This window comes from Bacillus sp. C1 (assembly GCF_054570475.1).
The window spans coordinates 875,968-895,346 of sequence record NZ_JBTMZT010000001.1 but is presented as its reverse complement, the minus strand read 5'-3'; the positions used below and the strand labels follow the sequence as shown (position 1 = coordinate 895,346).

Genomic DNA, 19,379 nt, shown 5'->3' with positions numbered 1-19,379 from the left:
TCCCCCATAAGCTGTTATTTTGAATTTACAAAAGCAGCTCTATTTTTCCAGAAATAGTCCCAGCCAGAAATAACTGTAAAGATAAGTGCAATCCATATGAAAATGTCCGCAACCGGAATATGGATTAGATTTAACGGTACATCATGTAATAAATATGCTGAAATTGCAATAATTTGTGTCCATGTTTTAATTTTACCTAACATATTTGCCGCAACAACCTCACCAGTTCCAGCCAATATAAGACGCAATCCTGTTACAGCAAACTCACGGCTAATAATTACAATAACAATCCAAGATGGAACATATTGCATTTCTACTAACGTAATAAGCGCCGCTGAAACGAGTAATTTATCAGCTAATGGATCAAGAAACTTCCCTAAATTCGTTACAAGGTTATATTTTCTTGCATAATGTCCATCAATCCAATCTGTAGCTGAAGCAATAATAAAAATTATCGCTCCTACTAAATGTTGAATTGGTAAATCTACATTCCCAACTGTATACGTTCCCCAGTTAAAAGGAGCTAACATAGTTACTAAAAAAATTGGAATTAAGCAGATTCGAGATATTGTAATTTTATTTGGTAAATTCACAGCTATTCCTCCATCATGTCAAAAACATTTGTTCATTGAAAAAAGTCATCGAAGTGATGACTGTTATTGTGCAGGTTGTCCTATCCCTTGGTTTTTTATCACCAATCTTTGATGATATTCTTTCTCTGGATCTAACGGGAACGCAACCACTTGGCCATTCAGTTTAATTTCAACATTTCGTGCATTTCCTATGTTAAGGTTTACCTCTTTTACTGTTGATAAATCTTGTTTTTCTGTTTGACCTTCTTGTAGTGTACCGCTAAAAATGTCATTACCTGCTTCATTTTTAATACCTACATAACTCGCACCCTTTGCTACAACTTCCAATTCTAATGTTTTATTATTATGAACTTCCAAAGTAGATATCTTACCGCTTGTTCCAACCACTTTCACCTCTTGTTGTCCAGCTGGTGGTTGTTCAGTTTGCTCTTCTTTCTTTGGCTCTTCTTTTTTAGGTTCTTCTTTCTTTGACTCTTCCTTTTTCACTTCATCTTCTTTCGCATCTAACGGAGAGTCCTTTGCTTTTTGAACTTCAATTTGTTCACTGTTTTTTGTTTGTACTTGTCCATCATCTTTTCCAGTTAACCATTGGACTACAAACCAAATCACTACTCCAAATGCAATTATCAATAATGCAATCAATATTTTAGGCATATGATCTGCAATTGGATGCGATGTTGCTTTTTGCATTGTTTCTTGTGTCTTTTGACTTTTTGATACTTGCGGTACATCATGAGATTCAGATTGTGGTATCACACTTTGATACTCGACAAGCAACTCTTCTCCATTCAAACCAACTGCATCCGCATATTGTTTAATAAATGCACGTGCATAAAATGCACCAGGCAATACGCTATAATCGCCTTCTTCAATTGTAACTAAATAACGTTTTTGAATTTTCGTAACCTCATGTAGCTGATCGATAGACAAGCCTTTCGCTTCCCTTGCCTCTTTCAACTTTTGTCCTAATTCCGTCACTACTAACACCTCAATATTTCTTTAAAAATCAAACATAGAGAAATTATTTTGCGTTCCTTGCTCAATTTCATCTACTAAATTGTATTGAATTTCTTCATCATAATCGTTACGCAATTCAATAATATAATCAAAATCATCAAGTGTGTATTCTGATTGACTTACAAATACATCTGGATGTTCGACAACCTTTGTTGCAGGCAATCTCATAATTTCACGAACGAGCTGCCAATGTCTTTCATTCGCACGCTTTGTTGAAACAATTCCATCTAATATAAAAATATTATCGTCACTATATTCATCTTCAATTAGTTGACTGCGCACAGTTTGTTTAATTAGAGTAGATGAAACAAAAAGCCAACGCTTATTTGCGCAAACACTTGCAGCAACGATAGATTCCGTTTTACCAACGCGAGGCATCCCTCGTATCCCAATGAGTTTATGGCCTTCTTTTTTCATAATTTCTGCCATAAAATCAACGAGTAATCCAAGTTCATCACGCACAAAACGAAATGTTTTCTTATCGTCTGCATCTCGTTGTATGTACCTGCCGTGCCTAACTGCCAACCTATCTCTAAGTTTTGGCGGACGATATTTCGTTACTGTTATATTATCCATCGTATTCAAAATTGATTCAAGTCTAGAGATTTGCTCTTGACTATCACACATAAGTAACAGTCCACGCCGAGCGTTATCCACACCATTAATCGTGACAATATTAATACCAAGCATACCGATTAACGAAGAAACGTCACCAAGCAAGCCAGGTCGATTTTTATGTATTTCATATTCAAAATACCATTCAATCACCAAACGTCACTCCCCTCGCTTACTTTACACCTACGTACTATATTATATGATTTTTCGTTAATAGGGAAGATAAATGTAGAATTGAATCACAGTATTTTCAATACCTAAAAAAAAGAGAGGATTTTCCCCTCTCTTTTTTACTTATGTTGGACAAACTTTACCATTAAATTAGCGATCGTGTGTTGCTCTTGTTCATCAGCAACTTTCCAAAGCTCCGCTAATAACTTTTCTTGATCATTTCGTGCCTCTACTTCATTTGCCAAATAGTCACCGACACGGAATGCCATATCTGAAACCGCACCACCATCTAGCCCTTTTCCTTCTGCCTGTTCTAAGCGCTCTCCTAAAAAGCTTTTCCACTGGTCAAAATTATCTAATACTGACATGATTAAGCACCTCACTATTAAGTAATTGAATCATACTTAATATGGACCACTTCTCACTTTTTATGTACATATTTTTCTTTTTAACAATGCCACCCACCGTTCACTCCAATAACTTGTCCTGTTATATATGAAGCGGATGGTGATACAAGGAACGAAACAGCTTTTGCAACTTCCTCTGGAAATCCAATTCTTCCTGCTGGAATCTCTTCTGCAATTTCTTTCTTATCCTCTTCTGAAAACACACTTAACATTTCAGTATTTATTGCTCCTGGCGCCACTGCATTTACACGTATCCCGCTCAAAGCTACTTCTTTCGCTAATGCTTTTACATACGAATTTTGCGCTCCTTTCACCATGGAATATAGCACTTCACAAGACGCTCCTATTTGACCCCATATAGATGAAATAACAACGATATTTCCATTCCGCAAGCGAATCATCGATGGAAGCGCAAGCGAAAGAAGGTTATAAACACTCTTCACCTGCAATTCCACCATCTCATTCAATTGCTCATTTGTCACATCTGTAGCCAAACCAAATACACTTTTCCCAGCTGCATACACAATAACATCAATAGAGTGATGAATTTGGGCCCAAAGTTTTTGCGCCCCATCTGCCGCAGCTAAATTAGCTTGAACTGGAATAATCGCTCCTAACTCGAGCTTTAATTTCTTTATTTTTTCTTCACTCTTGTTGTAATGAACATACACTGTATAACCATCTTCAACTAATTGTTTTGAAATTGCAGAGCCAATTCCTCCGCTTCCTCCCGTCACTAGTGCGAACTTTGTCATATGTATCCTCTCTTCTCTTTCAACTCCTATATTCACAAACAAATAACACCCCCACCTTACAATTTAGCAATAGCTAAAAAGCTAGATGAGGGGGAACGAACTATCCATAAAATTCTAAACCTCAAAATTCAAGACCAACTATTCATGTTTCACTTTATTTCTTTGGCAAGACTTGGCAAACACTCATTCTTTCCTCAGATAAAAATACTTTTGCTGCTTCTTGTAAATCTTGAACAGTTAAACCTTCTAACACAGAAAGAGCATCAAACAAACTAGTTTCATTAAACGCATACCTTGTGAATTGATTTGCAATATATTCAGGTGAGTTAAGTGAGCGTAAAAAGCCACCAATTTTCTTTTTCTTTACACGCTCTAGCGCCTTCTCATCTAACTCATCATAATCCGTCTGTAATAAAATACCTTTCAAGCGATCGGCTAGCTGATCCGGCTGTTTCGTGTCGCCACCTACCATTGCAAAACCGAAGTTATTTTCTTCTGTATAATCATAAGAGAATGAATCATCAATGAGTCCTTCATTATATAAAGACTCATAATGTGCTGATCCTTTCCCAAATAAATAATCTAAAAGTAATGTAAGCGCAATCTCTTGTTTTAAAAGTTCTTTCCCTTTTTCTTTCAGTCCCGTCGCTTTAATACCGACTAAACATTTTGGTGTTTGAACGGGCATAGAAATAATTTTTTTCTTTTCATTTACCGCTTCTGGTTCCTTTTCAAATGAACGTACAATTTCTGGTTGGTTTTTATAATCTTTTTTCGCCTGATTTTCACGTACTAAACTCATTGTTTTTTCTGGATCAATTGCCCCTACAACAAATAACAACATATTGCTAGGATGATAAAACGTCTCGTAACATTCATACAATAGATCTTTTGTAATTTTGCTAATAGACGCAATCGTCCCTGCAATATCAATCTTAATTGGATGTTTCACAAATAAACTATCGATTAAACCGAAATACAGACGCCAATCTGGGTTATCTTGATACATTTGAATTTCCTGACCGATAATCCCCTTTTCTTTTTCAACTGTTTTTTCAGAGAAATAAGGTTCCTGAACGAAATTTAATAATGTATTTAAATTTTGTTCTACATTTGATGTACACGAAAACAAGTACGCTGTTCTCGTAAACGATGTAAAGGCATTTGCAGAAGCACCTTGTTTACTAAACAACTGAAACGCATCATGATCTTCTTTTTCAAACAGTTTATGCTCAAGAAAATGCGCAATTCCATCTGGCACCCGAACCATTTCTTCTTTTCCAAGCGGAACAAATGTATTATCAACGGAACCATATTTTGTTGTAAATGTCGCAAACGTTTTGTTAAACCCTTGCTTTGGTAATACATATACATCTAGCCCATTTGGAAGTCTTTCATAATAAAGAGTTTCTTTTAATTGTTCATAAGAAATTTTCTCCATCTATTCTCCCTCCGTTCCGTGTAAAAAGTAAATTGTATCTAGTTCGATATTATTGGCAACCTTTACAATTTCCTCTTTTGTAACACTTTCAATCCCAGTCAACCATTCCTCTACTGGACGCGTGCGTTCTGCAATAACGCCATGATAAAGCATTTCCACGAAACCACGTGGTGTATCAATCGCTTCTAAAATTTGATTTTGAATGACACTCTTCGTTTGATGAATCTCTTCTTCTGAAAACTCACCGCTTTGCATTGCTTTCATTTGCTCTTTAATAATTTCGACCGCTTTTTCATAATTTTTCGCTTCAATTCCCGACATAACAAAAAGAAGACCTTTATGGCTTTCAAAACGAGATGCTGCATAATACGCTAAACTATTTTTTTCACGAACATTCACAAATAATTTCGAATGCGAGAATCCACCAAATAATCCATTAAATAACTGCAGTGCAAAATAATCTTCATCACGGTACGTAATATATGTGCGATATCCAATATTTAATTTACTTTGCTTTAATTCTTGTTTTTCTATAATTTCTTGTTCTTCATTATTTCGTTTATGAAGAATGACATTTTTCTCTTTTGCCACGCGAGGCGAAATTGAAAAGTATTTACCTACTAGATCAATTGCCTCTCCAGCTATGTCACCAATAATATATAAATCCATTTCATCTTCCGCTAACACTTTTTGATAATAGCTGTATAACGTTTCATTCGTAATAGCAGCAACACGGTCTTTTTGACCATTTGCACTTAAACGATACGGCTCTACTTTACACATTTCTTCTATTAATCGCTCATTAGCATAACGCATTTTATCATCATATGTCGCTTCAATTCGTTGCACGAGCGCCCTTTTTTCACTTTCTACAATTGATTGTAAAAAACCATTCCCTTCCGTCGCTGGATGTAATACGATGTCAGCTAGCATAGACAGCGCCTTTTCAAAGAGTGGCGGTGCATCCTGTAAATATGCCTCATTGGCAATATCCACATAAATAGAGATGATATGATCTTCCCCTTTTTTACTTACATCCACTGCTAGGGAAGAACCGTACAGCTCCTCTAAATATTGACGAAGACGAATGACAGATGGTAGTTTTTCTGTTGCACTTTGTAATACATATGGTAATAAAGCACGCTCTGTCACCGTTTCTTCGTTTAAAGGTGCTTTCAAGCGAAAGACAAATGTATTTGTTTTATATTTATCTGTCGGAATCATATGTACACGCAAACCACCTAGTTCATGCATTTGCTGTTCCATTAGTTTCATTATTATAGCCCTCCTTTACGTATGTAGGAATATTCCTCTTCAATATACAGTTTTTAGAAACGAAAAAGCAACTTTTCTCCCTTACATACTTTCTTCAAATCGTTATAAGTGAAAAGCTGAAAGAAAATTTCTGTATTAAGCATATTCTATGTAAAAAAGCCCGCACTAATGTGCGAGCTTTTTTACTTTATCAATACTTATCGTTTTCCTTTTTCATAAGGGGTTCCAAGCGCTTTTGGAGCTTCAGAACGCCCTACAAAACCAACAAGTGCTAAAATTGTAAACACATACGGTAATATCGTTAAGAAAACACTCGGAATTTCTTTTAATACAGGAATTGTACCGCCAGTTATCCCAAGGGATTGTGCAAACCCAAAGAATAAAGCTGCACCTAGTGCACCAAGCGGATTCCATTTACCAAAGATCATCGCAGCTAACGCTAAGAAACCTTGTCCTGTAATCGTTGCACCTGAGAAGTTGTTTGAAATTGACATTGCAAAAATTGCACCGCCCACTCCTGCAAACATCCCTGAAATACAAACAGCGATATAACGCATTTTATACACATTAATTCCCATTGTATCTGCTGCCATTGGGTGCTCACCAACTGCACGAAGACGAAGACCAAATGGTGTTTTATAAATAATGTACCAAACAACAAATGCTAAAATAATGGCAATATACGATGTCAATGGTACATTTGAGAAAAATATTTTTCCAATAACCGGAATATCTGAAAGTCCTGGAACATCAATTTTTTCAATACGGTATTGAATAAAATCAGTTTGTCCCTTACCAAAAATCTTCTTAATCGCAAACACTGTTAATCCAAGAGCTAAAAAGTTAATTGCTACTCCACTTACAACTTGATCAGCACGGAATGTAATGGATGCGACTGCATGAAGAAGCGCAAATAATCCCCCGCCAATCGCAGCAAATATTAGTGCAATCCAAGGAGTCATTGCCCCCCACGTATCGCCCATTAATAGAGTTGTAACGATACCAACAAATGCTCCAAACAGCATTAATCCTTCCAATGCGATGTTTACAACTCCAGATCGTTCACTAAACACCCCACCTAGTGCTGTGAAAATAAGTGGCGCTGCCGTATATAACGTACCCGTCACAAGAATGGCTAAAATATCTAGAAAGCTCATTTATTTCCCCTCCTTGCTCATGCGCGTAAGTGCCCAGCGTAATACATAGCTACAAGCAACAAAGAAAATAATACATGCAATGATTACATTAATTAACTCAGATGGTACATCTGCTTCAAAGTTCATTTGCGGAGCTGCACTTTTTAAACCACCAAATAGTAAAGCTGCCAGTAATATACCAAATGGATTATTTCCGCCAAGAAGAGCTACTGCAATCCCATCAAATCCAATCCCTGTAAATGACGACATTGCTGTCATATTCTGAAACGTTCCAAGCCCTTCCATTGCACCGCCAATCCCTGCAAATGCCCCTGCAATTGTCATGGATAGTACAACGTTACGAGATACTTTCATACCAGCATATTGAGAAGCATGTTCGTTAAATCCAACAGATTTCAATTCATAACCTAAAGTTGTTCTATCTAATAAGAACCACATCAGAATCGCAATTAAAATTGCCACAACAATCCCCCAGTGTAAACGAGAGCCATCCGTCAAAGAAGCTAACCACTCAGAAGATAATGAGGCACTAGACTTAATATCATACGATTTTTCATTTGCTTCATGTAAAAAGCGCTTAATAAGGTCATATGTAACATAAAGTGCAATGTAGTTCATCATAATCGTAACAATTACTTCATTTACTTTAAATTTCCCTTTTAAATAACCTGGAATAAATCCCCATAAGCCACCAACTATAGCTGCAACTAAAATTGATAACGGTATATGCAAGAATGCTGGTAATGATACCGCATAACCAAACCAAACTGCTGCAAGCCATCCAACTAATAATTGTCCTTCTACCCCGATATTAAATAAACCTGTACGGAATGCAAATGCAACCGAAAGACCTGCTAAAACAAGCGGAATCATCGTCCGAAGTGTTTCACCTATAGCTTGCGGATTACCAACCATTCCTTCCCATAGTGCTGCATAGCCGACAATTGGATCATATCCACTAACTAACATAACAATGGCACCAACAAGCAAACCAAAAATAACGGATAACACCGGAACTAAAATATTAATCGTTCGCTCCGTTAAAAAATTTTTAGCCATTTGTATTCACCTTCTCTTTCCCTGTTCCACCAGCCATTAACAGGCCAAGCTGTTGTTCATTTGTTTCTTTTGCATCAACAATTGCTACGATTTCTCCTTCATATATAACAGCAACACGGTCACTAACATTTAAAATTTCATCAAGTTCTAAAGATAAAAGAAGTACAGCTTTTCCTTTATCTCTCTGCTCGATTAGTTTCTTATGAATAAATTCAATCGCCCCTACATCTAAACCACGTGTTGGCTGCGCTGCGATTAACAAATCGGGGTCACGATCCACTTCACGCGCAATAATTGCTTTTTGTTGGTTTCCACCAGAAAGCGCACGAGCCAACGTTTGTTCGCTAGGTGTACGTACATCAAAATGTTCAATAAGCTCTTTTGCTTTTTTCGTAATTTTACTAAAGTTTAAAATTCCCTTATTTGAAAATGGGTTTTGATAATATGTTTGCAAAACAATGTTATCTCTAACAGAAAAATCAAGAACAAGCCCATGCTTATGACGGTCTTCTGGAATATGACCAATTCCTTCTTCCGTAATTCGTCTAGCTGGCCAGTTTGTTATTTCTTTACCTTTAATTGCAATAGAACCTGACTCAACTTTTCGTAAACCAGTAATTGCTTCTATCAATTCACTTTGTCCATTCCCATCAATCCCTGCAATACCAACAATTTCTCCTGCACGAACAGTTAAGTCAAGGCCTTTTACAGCAGGTAATTGGCGTGCATCATGAACAATAAGATTTGCAATAGAAAGTACATCTTCCTTCGGTTTCGCGTCTACTTTTTCTGTTTTAAAATTCACTTGACGTCCGACCATTAGCTCTGCAAGTTTATGTTCATTTGTATTTGCAACGTCAACGGTTCCAATCCCTTTTCCTTTACGAATAATCGTACAACGATCGCATACTTCCATAATCTCTTTTAACTTATGTGTAATAAGAATAATAGATTTACCTTCTTGCACGAGCTTTTTCATAATTTGAATTAATTCATGTATTTCTTGTGGAGTTAATACTGCTGTCGGTTCATCAAATATTAAAATTTCCGCTCCGCGATAAAGCGTTTTTAAAATTTCAACACGCTGCTGCATACCAACTGAAATATCTTCAATTTTCGCATACGGATCTACCGCTAAACCATATTGTTCCGATAACTGTTTAATCTCTTTTGCAGCTTCCTCAACAGCAATTTTTCCTTTTTTCTTCGGTTCATTTCCAAGAATAATATTCTCTGTAACTGTAAAATTATGAACGAGCATAAAGTGTTGATGAACCATACCGATTCCAAAGTCATTTGCGATGTTAGGGTTTGTGATTTTCACAGAGTTCCCTTTAATTTTAATTTCTCCTTGTTCTGGTTGATATAGGCCAAAAAGAACGTTCATTAGCGTTGACTTCCCTGCACCGTTTTCTCCGAGTAAAGCATGTATTTCTCCCTGTTTTACCTGCAGCGTAATATCATCGTTCGCTACAATGCCTGGGAATACTTTCGTAATATTGTTCATCTCAATTACGTATTCCATTTTGTTCCTCCTTTTAGCAGGGAACATTCCCCAATTACACTCTATTAAAAGTAATGTTATATATACAAAGGTTAGTTCCAAGAACTAACCTTTGCTATTGCTCTATTATTTCTTCAGAGAAGCTTCGTATGCTTTATACTCATCATCAGTGGCAGGTACTTTAATTTCACCAGCAGTGATTTTTTTCTCAAATTCTTCTACTTTTGTTAAGATGTCTGGGTTTACTTTTTTCACATTATCAGTTGTTTTTGCAATACCAATACCGTCATCTTTCAAACCAAACTCTTCTACTTTTCCGCCTTTTAACTTACCATCTTTTGCTTCTTGTGCTACTTTTGCAACTGCGATATCAACACGTTTCACCATAGAAGTTAGCGTTACATTTTCAGGCATACCTTCTTGATTTTGGTCACGGTCAACACCAATTACCCAAACATTTTCACCTTTTTTCTTGCGGTTTTTCGCTTCTGTAAACACACCGTTACCAGTTGCACCTGAAGCATGATAAATTACATCTACTCCTTGACCGTACATTGCTGATGCTAATACTGATCCTTTTTCTGGTTTATCAAATGCATCCGCATACTGCGCTACAATTTCAATGTTTGGATTTACTGCTTTTGCGCCAGCTTTAAAGCCTGATTCAAACTTTGTAATCAATGGACTCTTTACCCCACCGACAAAGCCAACTTTATTTGATTTCGTTGCCATCGCTGCTGCAACCCCAACAAGGAAAGAACCTTCATGGTCTTTAAATGTAATACTTGTTACGTTTGGTTTTTCCACAATAGTATCTACAATTGCAAATTGTTGTTTCGGATATTGATCTGCTACCTTTTCAATTGAGTCCTGCATTAAATATCCAATACCAAATGTCGCATTATAATTTCCTTTTGCAAACTTCGTTAAATTCGGAATATAATCTGAATCTTTAGTTGATTGAAGATATCGGAATCCTTCATTTTTTTTCAAATCATTATCTTTACCAAATTTCGTTAAGCCTTCCCAAGCTGATTGGTTAAATGATTTATCATCAACGCCCCCAATATCTGTAACCATACCAACCTTGAAACTCTTATCAGTTTTTTTGTCACTACTTGCCTTATCAGAATTACCACATGCACCTAACACTGTACTCGCTGCTAACGTTAATGATAATAAAAGACCTGTTTTTTTCTTCATACTAGAAACCCCTCCTAATTGTTATATGTATCTATCAATATGCCAGCGTCCCCTTCTTCTTGCTGTCACCCCCCTAAAAAGGAACTGATTACATACGTTTTCGTAATACGTGGAAGCTAAATTTATCGGCTCTAAAATAATTAATAGAATATAAAATCGGCTCATCATTTTGATCATAATGCATTTGCTTTAGTATGAGCAGTGCTGTTTCTGGCTCACATTGTAAAACTGGTGATATTTTAGGATGGTAACCAATCGGTTCAATATGAGCAACTGCATATGTAATACGTTTATGCGTATTATTATGAATGACAGTAAGTAGTGACTCTTCATTATAATCAGACAAGTCCGGCAATACTTCTTTCGCCAACTTATCAATGCAATAAACAACAGGCTCTCCGTCTGCTGTACGAACACGCTCAATCATCACAGCCTCAAAGCCTTCATCACTATTAAACTTTTCTTTTTCCTCTTCTGTTAGACTCGTAGTAGATGATGATAAAAAGATTGTTCCTGGTGCTTTCCCCACACTAGAAATCATATCCGTAATACTAGAAAGTTGTTCAATTCCAGAAGAAAATAACGGCTTCGCATTCACAAAAGTACCAACACCATGTCTGCGAATAACAACATTCTCTTCTTCTAAAATGCGTAATGCTTCTCGCAAAGTCGCTCTACTTACGCCAAGTTCTTTCGCCAAATCAAACTCTGAAGGCAACTTTTGTTTTTCTTTATACGCCCCACTTTTGATTTTCTCTTTAATATGATCGATTACGCGTAAATACAAGTGTCGACTATCGGATTTAACTGACATAAGACTCCCCCCACACTTCAATTATTCGACCTCTGATGTAAGACTTCTGTTCTCTTTTTTCAACCAATATTATCGTAATCATACAGTAGAAAAACATTTGTCGAATAAATGTTAATACTTTTTCAAAATGCAATTTTCTATCTTTATTCCATAAAAAAAACTTTGCACCACCCCATTCCTCATATAGAGAAAAAGTTAGGTACAAAGATCCCTTAATCCTTTGTTACACACTTTTCCCCTCATAGTCTAGCAATTCATGGTTGCCAGGTAGAAACTTATGGACCTTATCTCCAAGATTATATGAGGCAGTGATTCTTTTCGAAGTAATCGTACCACCTGCTCCCATATGTGTCAACACAATTCAACATTTTTTTACATTTAATATCGAACATTTTTCAAAAATATCACGAAAAGCATTCGTATTCTAAAGTATCAATATTAATGTAAGCCCTTTCTTTAACACTGGTTATAGTATATAACAAAAATCTTATATAAAAAAGCCCAATTGTAAGGAATTGGGCTTTTTTATCAAGAACTTTTTTCTTGTATATCTTTAATTAAAACTTCTCTCGGTTTACTACCTTCATAAGGACCGACTACACCATTCATCTCCATCGCATCAATGAGACGCGCTGCACGTGTATATCCTACTCGAAATCTACGTTGTAGCATAGAAACAGAGGCCGTTTGCATTTCTACAACAAGTTGCACCGCTTCGTCATATAATTCATCTTCTACTTCCTGTTTTGTTTCTGGCACATCTTGCGGGATCATATCCTCCTGATATTGCGCTTTTTGTTGCGCAACAACATATTCTACAACTCGTTCTACTTCATCATCTGATAAAAATGCACCTTGTACACGAACCGGTTTCGATGCACCAATTGGTATGAATAGCATATCCCCTCGACCTAATAATTTCTCAGCGCCACCACCATCAAGAATCGTTCGAGAATCAGTTTGTGAAGACACTGCAAATGCAATACGAGACGGAATATTCGCTTTAATAACACCTGTAATAACATCAACAGATGGACGCTGCGTTGCGATAATTAAGTGAATACCAGCAGCGCGTGCCATCTGTGCCAAGCGCATAATTGCATCCTCTACATCAGAAGAAGCAACCATCATTAGATCAGCTAGCTCGTCCACAATTACAACGATATAAGGAAGCTCTGGTTGCTTTGCTTCTGATTGATTATTATGCTCTTTAATATAGTCATTATATCCTTCAATGTTACGTGTTCCGCTATGTGCAAACAATTCATAACGACGCTCCATTTCACTCACAACTTTTTTCAAAGCTTGTGATGCTTTTTTCGGATCCGTTACAACAGGCGTTAATAAATGCGGAACCCCATTATATACATTTAACTCTACCATTTTCGGATCAATCATCATTAATTTTACTTCATGTGGTTTGGCACGCATTAAAATACTAACAATAATACCATTAATACATACACTCTTTCCGCTACCGGTTGCTCCAGCTACTAATAGATGGGGCATCTTATTTAAACGTGCTAACACTGCTTCACCAGTAATATCACGTCCAAGACCAATTAGCAATTTTTCTTCGGGATGATTGTTCGCTTTTGAATCAAGCACTTCTCTAAGCGTTACCATAGAAACCTCTGCATTCGGAACTTCAATTCCCACTGCGGATTTCCCAGGAATTGGAGCTTCAATACGAATATCTTTCGCAGCTAATGCGAGTGCTAAATCATCACTTAAACTCACAATTTTACTTACTTTCACTCCCATATCAGGGTACACTTCATATTTCGTAACTGCAGGTCCTTTATGTACTTTCGTTACTTTCGCTTTCACACCAAAACTTTGGAAAGTACGTTCAAGCTTACGAGCATTTTCATAAATTTTCTCATTTTCATTTGTAACCTGCTTATTTTTTGGAAACTTCAATATATCGATAGAAGGCAGCTTATAATCTTTGTTTTCTACATTTGAAAATTGCATTGGGGGCGTTTTTGTTTCCCCCTCTAAAGATTCAACTATCTTTTCTCCTCGTTTCTTTTGCGGCTGCTCTTTCAGTGCAGCTGGTGGATGTTCCTCTTCCATAACAGACGGTGCAATCAAATCACCAGCAGCCTCATCTTCACGATTTTTATCCTTTTCTTCACTTACTGGGTAATTCTCTGTGAAGTTTGAAATAATTGGTGGACCAATTTCGATTTCTTCTGCTGGTTCAACACTCTCTTCTTGCATATCGAAACGTTCACTACGCGTGCGCCTTGTCGTTTTTTTCTTTTCTGTTTGCTCAGCAACACGCTTCGATCTCCAATCTTTATAATCACCTTGCATGACTTGAAACTGACTTCTTATCATCCGTCCAATTGGCGCTAACACTTCTCCAATATGTTTATTTGTAATGCAAAGTATACCAAGAATAACAAAAATAATACCAATAATATATGCTCCTACTTCATCAAATAAAAAATAACAAGTTGCAAACATAAGGGCACCAAACATACCACCGCCTAAATGGACAGTATCTGCACCTTTTTTCATTTCAAGAAAGAACATATTTTTTGTACTAACAATCACAGATGTATTTTCTACCGCTCCATCTTTTGTAAGAAGGTTAAATAATGTAATATGACTAAACATTAATATCGCTAGCACGATTAAATAAACACCAATTAACCTTTTATTCAACAAATTCGGCCATGCACGTTTTATAACGAATGCGACTGATAAAACAATTACACCTATTACGCCAATGATGTACCATTCGCCAAAGAAAAAGCGAAAAAATAACACAAACGATTTTCCTACAACACCTAGTTGCAAAATTGTAATGATTGAAAGTGCAAAAAGAGTCAACCCGACGATTTCGTAATACAAAGTTGGTTTTATGGTACGTCTCGCTTTTGATTTCGTCCCTCTTTGCTTTTGTTTTGCCATTTCTTCACCTCAAGTCCAAAAATTAAGTAAAACTTTCATTCATTGAAAAGTCCCTCTACGTATCATTTATCATATCTTTTAAATCTGCTTACCTGACATTTTACACTTCTTGTAAAATGTCAGGTAAACAGAAGAAAGCAGCCTAATCATGGCTGCTCAACCGTCTTGTTTTTTATATTATACCATAGCTTCTAAACAAAATCCTGCTTTTTGCTAAAAGGTTATTTTCTGACCCGGTTCATACTGTAGGTAATGGGATGGATTGGTACTTAATACACGAACAACGGAATAATGTTGATTACTCTCTTCCAATACAACCATCTCGACTCCATTTACATTCACTACCTTTTGTCGTTCGTATTGAGAGTAATCTACTTCGTACACAAGTTGCTCTGGCATAATTGTATATAAAATCATTGCAACAACTTCCCGTCTTGACTTCCATCTATTTTCATATCTATTAATGCGTTCAACTTTCGAATCGCATCCCCAATACCGCCAACATCATCTATAAGACCATACTTCACGGCATCTATTCCAATTACATTTGTTCCAATATCTCGCGTTAAATTCCCTTTAGCAAACATGAGCTCTTTAAAACGATCTTCCGTCACTTTCGAATGTTTTGTTACAAATCGAATTACACGTTCTTGCATCTTATCCAAATACTCAAACGTTTGCGGTACACCAATGACAAGACCGGTGAGACGAACTGGATGAATCGTCATCGTTGCAGTTTCAGCAATAAATGAATAATCGGTTGAAACCGCAATTGGCACACCTATCGAGTGCCCTCCACCTAAAACTAAAGATACAGTTGGCTTCGACAATGAAGCCACCATTTCAGAGATTGCCAATCCAGCCTCAACATCCCCCCCCACAGTGTTTAGCAATAAAAGTAATCCTTCAATTTTCGGATTCTGCTCAATTGCCACAATTTGTGGAATCACATGTTCATATTTCGTCGTTTTATTTTGTGGTGGAAGCTGCATATGTCCTTCTACTTGTCCAACAATTGTTAAGCAGTGAATACGTGATTCATTCATTTGCGGAACATTCGTTTGACCGAGCTGTTGGATTTTCTCTATTACTGATGCCTCTTTGGAATCCTCTTTCGGTTCTGCTTCTTTTTCCTCATTTGTTAAACCATCACGTTCTATCATATCGCATCCCCTTTCACTCTTATACAACTATTATTTCTTAAGTTGCAAATTTCATGCGATAGGGATGAAAAAGAAAAAACCACCGGTAAAGGTGGTTTTTATACTTCCATGATAATTGGTAAAATCATCGGTTTTCTCTTCGTTTCCTCGTACAGGAATTGTCCTAATAATTCACGAATATTTTGTTTTAACATAGACCACTCAATAGAATATTCTTTAATGGATTGTTCAACAATTGTACGTACAATATCTGTAGACTTTTCGATTAACGCCTCAGATTCACGAACATACACAAAACCACGTGAAATAATTTCTGGTCCAGAGATGATTTTCTTCTCGTCTTTTCCAAGTGTTACAACAACGACTAAAATTCCGTCTTGTGATAACATCTTACGATCACGCAAGACAATGTTCCCAACATCACCTACACCTAATCCATCAATAAGGATATTGCCCGCTTGTACTTTTCCAGCTGGCTTTGCCTCTTCACCTTCAAAAGCAATTACGTCGCCCTTTTCTACGATGAAAATATTTTCTTTCAAGACACCAACATCTTCCGCCAAATACGCATGTGCTTTTTGCATACGAAACTCACCATGTACGGGTATAAAGTATTTCGGTTTCATTAAATTTAACATCAATTTCAATTCTTCTTGACTACCATGACCGGAAACATGAACTTTTCTTTCTCCGTAATAAACGACTTCTGCACCAGCTCTAAATAGTAAATCAATAATTTTAGACACCGATATTTCATTTCCCGGAATTGGAGAAGCTGCGATGATAACTGTATCACCTTTACGAATTGAAATTTGTTTATGAGCTTGCTTCGCCATACGTGAAAGGGCTGCCATTGGTTCACCTTGACTCCCAGTTGTTAAAATCGCTACCTTCTTCTCTGGGAAATTATCAACTTCTTGCAATGAAATAACCATACCATCTGGAATTTCTAAATATCCAAGGCGTCTTGCAATATCAACCACTTTCACCATACTCCGACCTACTACTGCCACTTTACGTCCTGTTTCAGCAGCTGCATCAAATACTTGTTGGATACGATGTACATTAGATGCGAAAGAAGCAATGATAATGCGTCCTTCTGCATTATAAAATACTTTTGAAATTTCCACACCAACCTCTTTTTCAGAACCTGTGTAACCAGGACGTTCAGCATTCGTACTATCAGATAAAAGACAAAGAACACCTTCGTTCCCAATTTGCGCCATTTTACCCAGATCTGCCCCACTATTACCAATTGGTGTTTGATCAAATTTAAAGTCTCCTGTATATACAATAGCACCTTTTGATGTATGGAAGCACACACCAACTGAATCTGGAATACTGTGTGTTGTTCCAAAGAATGAAACCGTTGTCGTATTAAATTCTACAGTCGAATTAGAATCAATTGTTTTTAAATCTACGCGGCCTAGCATTCCCGCTTCGCCAAGCTTTTCTTGTATAAGACCTAATGTTAATTTTGTTCCGTACACTGGAATAGATAGTTTACGCAGTACATAGACAATCCCACCAATATGATCTTCATGTCCATGTGTAATAAATAAACCTTTTACTCTGTCTTGATTCTCTACTAAATATGTAATATCAGGAATAACAATATCAATTCCAAACATTTCGTCTCCCGGGAACATCAATCCCGCATCAACAATAAAAATTTCAGAATCAATTTCCACACAATACATATTTTTCCCGATTTCACCTACTCCACCAAGAGCAAATACTTTTACAGAATCAATCTCTTTTCTCTTCATGTTGTTGCCTGGTTTAAAAATCTTGCAAACACTGATTTCACTAAAATTGCAGAGACACCAGGGAAACTCTACAACCACCATATATTCACCGTCCAAGACGAATGTCCTTACCGTTATGCGATATCATGTTCTTGTTTGTTTTTTAAACCAGGTTTCACCTCTCTTTCATTATATAAATCAAATATCTTATGCGATATGATATGAAAATTCCGTTAAAACATAATTTTCCCATTTTTGCTAAGCATACCCGTACTAAGCTACTTAGCCATATTATAACTGATACAAGAAATAGAACACAAGTTAATTTGTGAGAAAGAGAGGAGAACCAGTGAAATTTCAAGGGAAACAGATCTTCAATTCACAACAAATTCGTTATGATTTCTTTTTTATTTCAAACATAGTTACAACCATATTAATACAAATTAAAAGAACTAGATGTATATAGAGTCGTATATTTTACAACATACAATCTCGCCCGAGTAATTACATATGCTTTTAGCCTATATTTATTTAAACCCATTTAAAAACACTAGCCAAATTCACAAAATACTAATTCTTTACCGTAAGACAATTCTTTCATTCATAATAAAAATGACCTAGCTTTTACACTAGGTCATTTTTATTAACGAGAAATCGATTGCATTACACCTTGCAACGTTAATCGTTCGTCTTCTGTTAATGGGATAAGTGGTAAACGTACAGATCCTACGTCTAATCCAACTATTTGTAACGCTGTTTTTACTGGTGTTGGGCTCGGTGCCATAAATAATGCATTTGTTACTTTAACAAGTAATTGATGCAGTTTCTGTGCTTTTTTGAAATCTCCCGCTTGGAATGCTGCAATCATTTCTTGCATTTCATTTCCAATTACATGAGAAGCAACCGAAACAATCCCTTTTGCTCCAACTGCCATAGCTGGTAACGTTAAACCATCATCACCGCTGTATACAGCAAAGTCGTCCGCTGTTTTTTCAATAATTTCTGTCATTGTTAATACATCGCCGCCAGCATCTTTAATCGCAACAATGTTTGGTATTTCTGATAAACGAACAACTGTATCAACGGAGATTTGTACAATAGATCGCCCTGGAACATTGTATAGCATAACCGGCAGCTCTGTGCTTTCAGCAATTATTTTAAAATGCTGATACATCCCTTCTTGACTCGGTTTATTATAATATGGTGCCACTAGCATAATCGCATCGACACCAACTTCTGTTGCTTTTTTCGTTAATTCGATAGAAGCATGTGTATTATTGCTACCTGTTCCAGCGATTACGGGCACCCTTTTATCGACAACAGATACGACATGGCGATATAACGCTACTTTTTCTTCTGATGACAATGTAGGAGATTCTCCAGTTGTTCCTCCTACCACGATTGCTGTTGTACCGTTATCAATTAAATAATTTACCAATTTCGTTGTCTTTGCAAAATCGATGTTTCCATTTTTATCAAACGGCGTTACCATCGCTGTTGCAATTGTCCCAAAATCTACCATGGTCTCACTC

Annotated in this window: 17 protein-coding genes and 1 riboswitch; all 17 genes read right to left on the bottom strand. The window is 36.6% G+C overall.

The features are described 5' to 3' along the window. Positions 1–14: 14 nt before the first annotated feature. The gene (gene pgsA, locus ACX5JI_RS04815; protein ID WP_459499931.1) at positions 15–593 is read right to left on the bottom strand and encodes a CDP-diacylglycerol--glycerol-3-phosphate 3-phosphatidyltransferase; all 579 of its coding nucleotides are present in this window, start codon (positions 591–593) and stop codon (positions 15–17) included. 63 nt (positions 594–656) lie between these two features. Beyond that, positions 657–1,571: a helix-turn-helix domain-containing protein gene (locus ACX5JI_RS04810; protein ID WP_459500282.1), complete on the bottom strand. Its 915-nt coding sequence runs from the start codon at positions 1,569–1,571 to the stop codon at positions 657–659. A gap of 21 nt (positions 1,572–1,592) precedes the next feature. Continuing rightward, positions 1,593–2,378, bottom strand: coding sequence for a DUF3388 domain-containing protein (locus ACX5JI_RS04805; protein WP_459500281.1), 786 nt, complete (start codon positions 2,376–2,378; stop codon positions 1,593–1,595). A 137-nt stretch (positions 2,379–2,515) separates the two neighbouring features. Beyond that, positions 2,516–2,764 (bottom strand): DUF3243 domain-containing protein, encoded by a 249-nt coding sequence (locus ACX5JI_RS04800; RefSeq protein WP_459499930.1) that lies wholly within the window; start codon positions 2,762–2,764, stop codon positions 2,516–2,518. 80 nt (positions 2,765–2,844) lie between these two features. Then, positions 2,845–3,558, bottom strand: a complete 714-nt coding sequence (ymfI, locus tag ACX5JI_RS04795) for an elongation factor P 5-aminopentanone reductase (protein WP_459499929.1) — start codon at positions 3,556–3,558, stop codon at positions 2,845–2,847. A 154-nt stretch (positions 3,559–3,712) separates the two neighbouring features. Continuing rightward, positions 3,713–4,999: an EF-P 5-aminopentanol modification-associated protein YfmH gene (gene yfmH, locus ACX5JI_RS04790; RefSeq protein ID WP_459499928.1), complete on the bottom strand. Its 1,287-nt coding sequence runs from the start codon at positions 4,997–4,999 to the stop codon at positions 3,713–3,715. Continuing rightward, on the bottom strand, positions 5,000–6,274 hold the full coding sequence (yfmF, locus tag ACX5JI_RS04785) for an EF-P 5-aminopentanol modification-associated protein YfmF (RefSeq protein ID WP_459499927.1): 1,275 nt from the start codon (positions 6,272–6,274) through the stop codon (positions 5,000–5,002). 197 nt (positions 6,275–6,471) lie between these two features. After that, positions 6,472–7,431 carry an ABC transporter permease gene (locus tag ACX5JI_RS04780; RefSeq protein WP_459499926.1) on the bottom strand — a complete coding sequence of 320 codons (960 nt, stop codon included), beginning with the start codon at positions 7,429–7,431 and terminating at the stop codon, positions 6,472–6,474. After that, complete coding sequence (locus ACX5JI_RS04775; RefSeq protein ID WP_459499925.1) at positions 7,432–8,490, bottom strand: ABC transporter permease; 1,059 nt, start codon at positions 8,488–8,490, stop codon at positions 7,432–7,434. It lies immediately after the preceding gene. Next, positions 8,483–10,015 carry an ABC transporter ATP-binding protein gene (locus ACX5JI_RS04770; protein WP_459499924.1) on the bottom strand — a complete coding sequence of 511 codons (1,533 nt, stop codon included), beginning with the start codon at positions 10,013–10,015 and terminating at the stop codon, positions 8,483–8,485. Before ACX5JI_RS04770 ends, ACX5JI_RS04775 begins: the two co-directional genes overlap by 8 nt. 105 nt (positions 10,016–10,120) lie before the next feature. Then, on the bottom strand, positions 10,121–11,197 hold the full coding sequence (locus ACX5JI_RS04765; RefSeq protein ID WP_459499923.1) for a BMP family lipoprotein: 1,077 nt from the start codon (positions 11,195–11,197) through the stop codon (positions 10,121–10,123). An 88-nt stretch (positions 11,198–11,285) separates the two neighbouring features. After that, complete coding sequence (locus tag ACX5JI_RS04760; protein WP_459499922.1) at positions 11,286–12,011, bottom strand: GntR family transcriptional regulator; 726 nt, start codon at positions 12,009–12,011, stop codon at positions 11,286–11,288. 222 nt (positions 12,012–12,233) lie between these two features. After that, positions 12,234–12,335, bottom strand: a riboswitch (purine riboswitch). A gap of 204 nt (positions 12,336–12,539) precedes the next feature. Then, positions 12,540–14,936: a DNA translocase FtsK gene (locus ACX5JI_RS04755; protein ID WP_459499921.1), complete on the bottom strand. Its 2,397-nt coding sequence runs from the start codon at positions 14,934–14,936 to the stop codon at positions 12,540–12,542. Positions 14,937–15,149: 213 nt separating this feature from the next. Beyond that, positions 15,150–15,353: a YlzJ-like family protein gene (locus tag ACX5JI_RS04750; protein WP_459499920.1), complete on the bottom strand. Its 204-nt coding sequence runs from the start codon at positions 15,351–15,353 to the stop codon at positions 15,150–15,152. Further along, the gene (locus ACX5JI_RS04745; protein ID WP_459499919.1) at positions 15,350–16,099 is read right to left on the bottom strand and encodes a ClpP family protease; all 750 of its coding nucleotides are present in this window, start codon (positions 16,097–16,099) and stop codon (positions 15,350–15,352) included. Before ACX5JI_RS04745 ends, ACX5JI_RS04750 begins: the two co-directional genes overlap by 4 nt. A 98-nt stretch (positions 16,100–16,197) precedes the next feature. Continuing rightward, on the bottom strand, positions 16,198–17,868 hold the full coding sequence (locus ACX5JI_RS04740; protein ID WP_459499918.1) for a ribonuclease J: 1,671 nt from the start codon (positions 17,866–17,868) through the stop codon (positions 16,198–16,200). 622 nt (positions 17,869–18,490) lie between these two features. After that, positions 18,491–19,369 carry a 4-hydroxy-tetrahydrodipicolinate synthase gene (gene dapA / locus ACX5JI_RS04735; protein ID WP_459499917.1) on the bottom strand — a complete coding sequence of 293 codons (879 nt, stop codon included), beginning with the start codon at positions 19,367–19,369 and terminating at the stop codon, positions 18,491–18,493. Positions 19,370–19,379 lie beyond the last annotated feature (10 nt).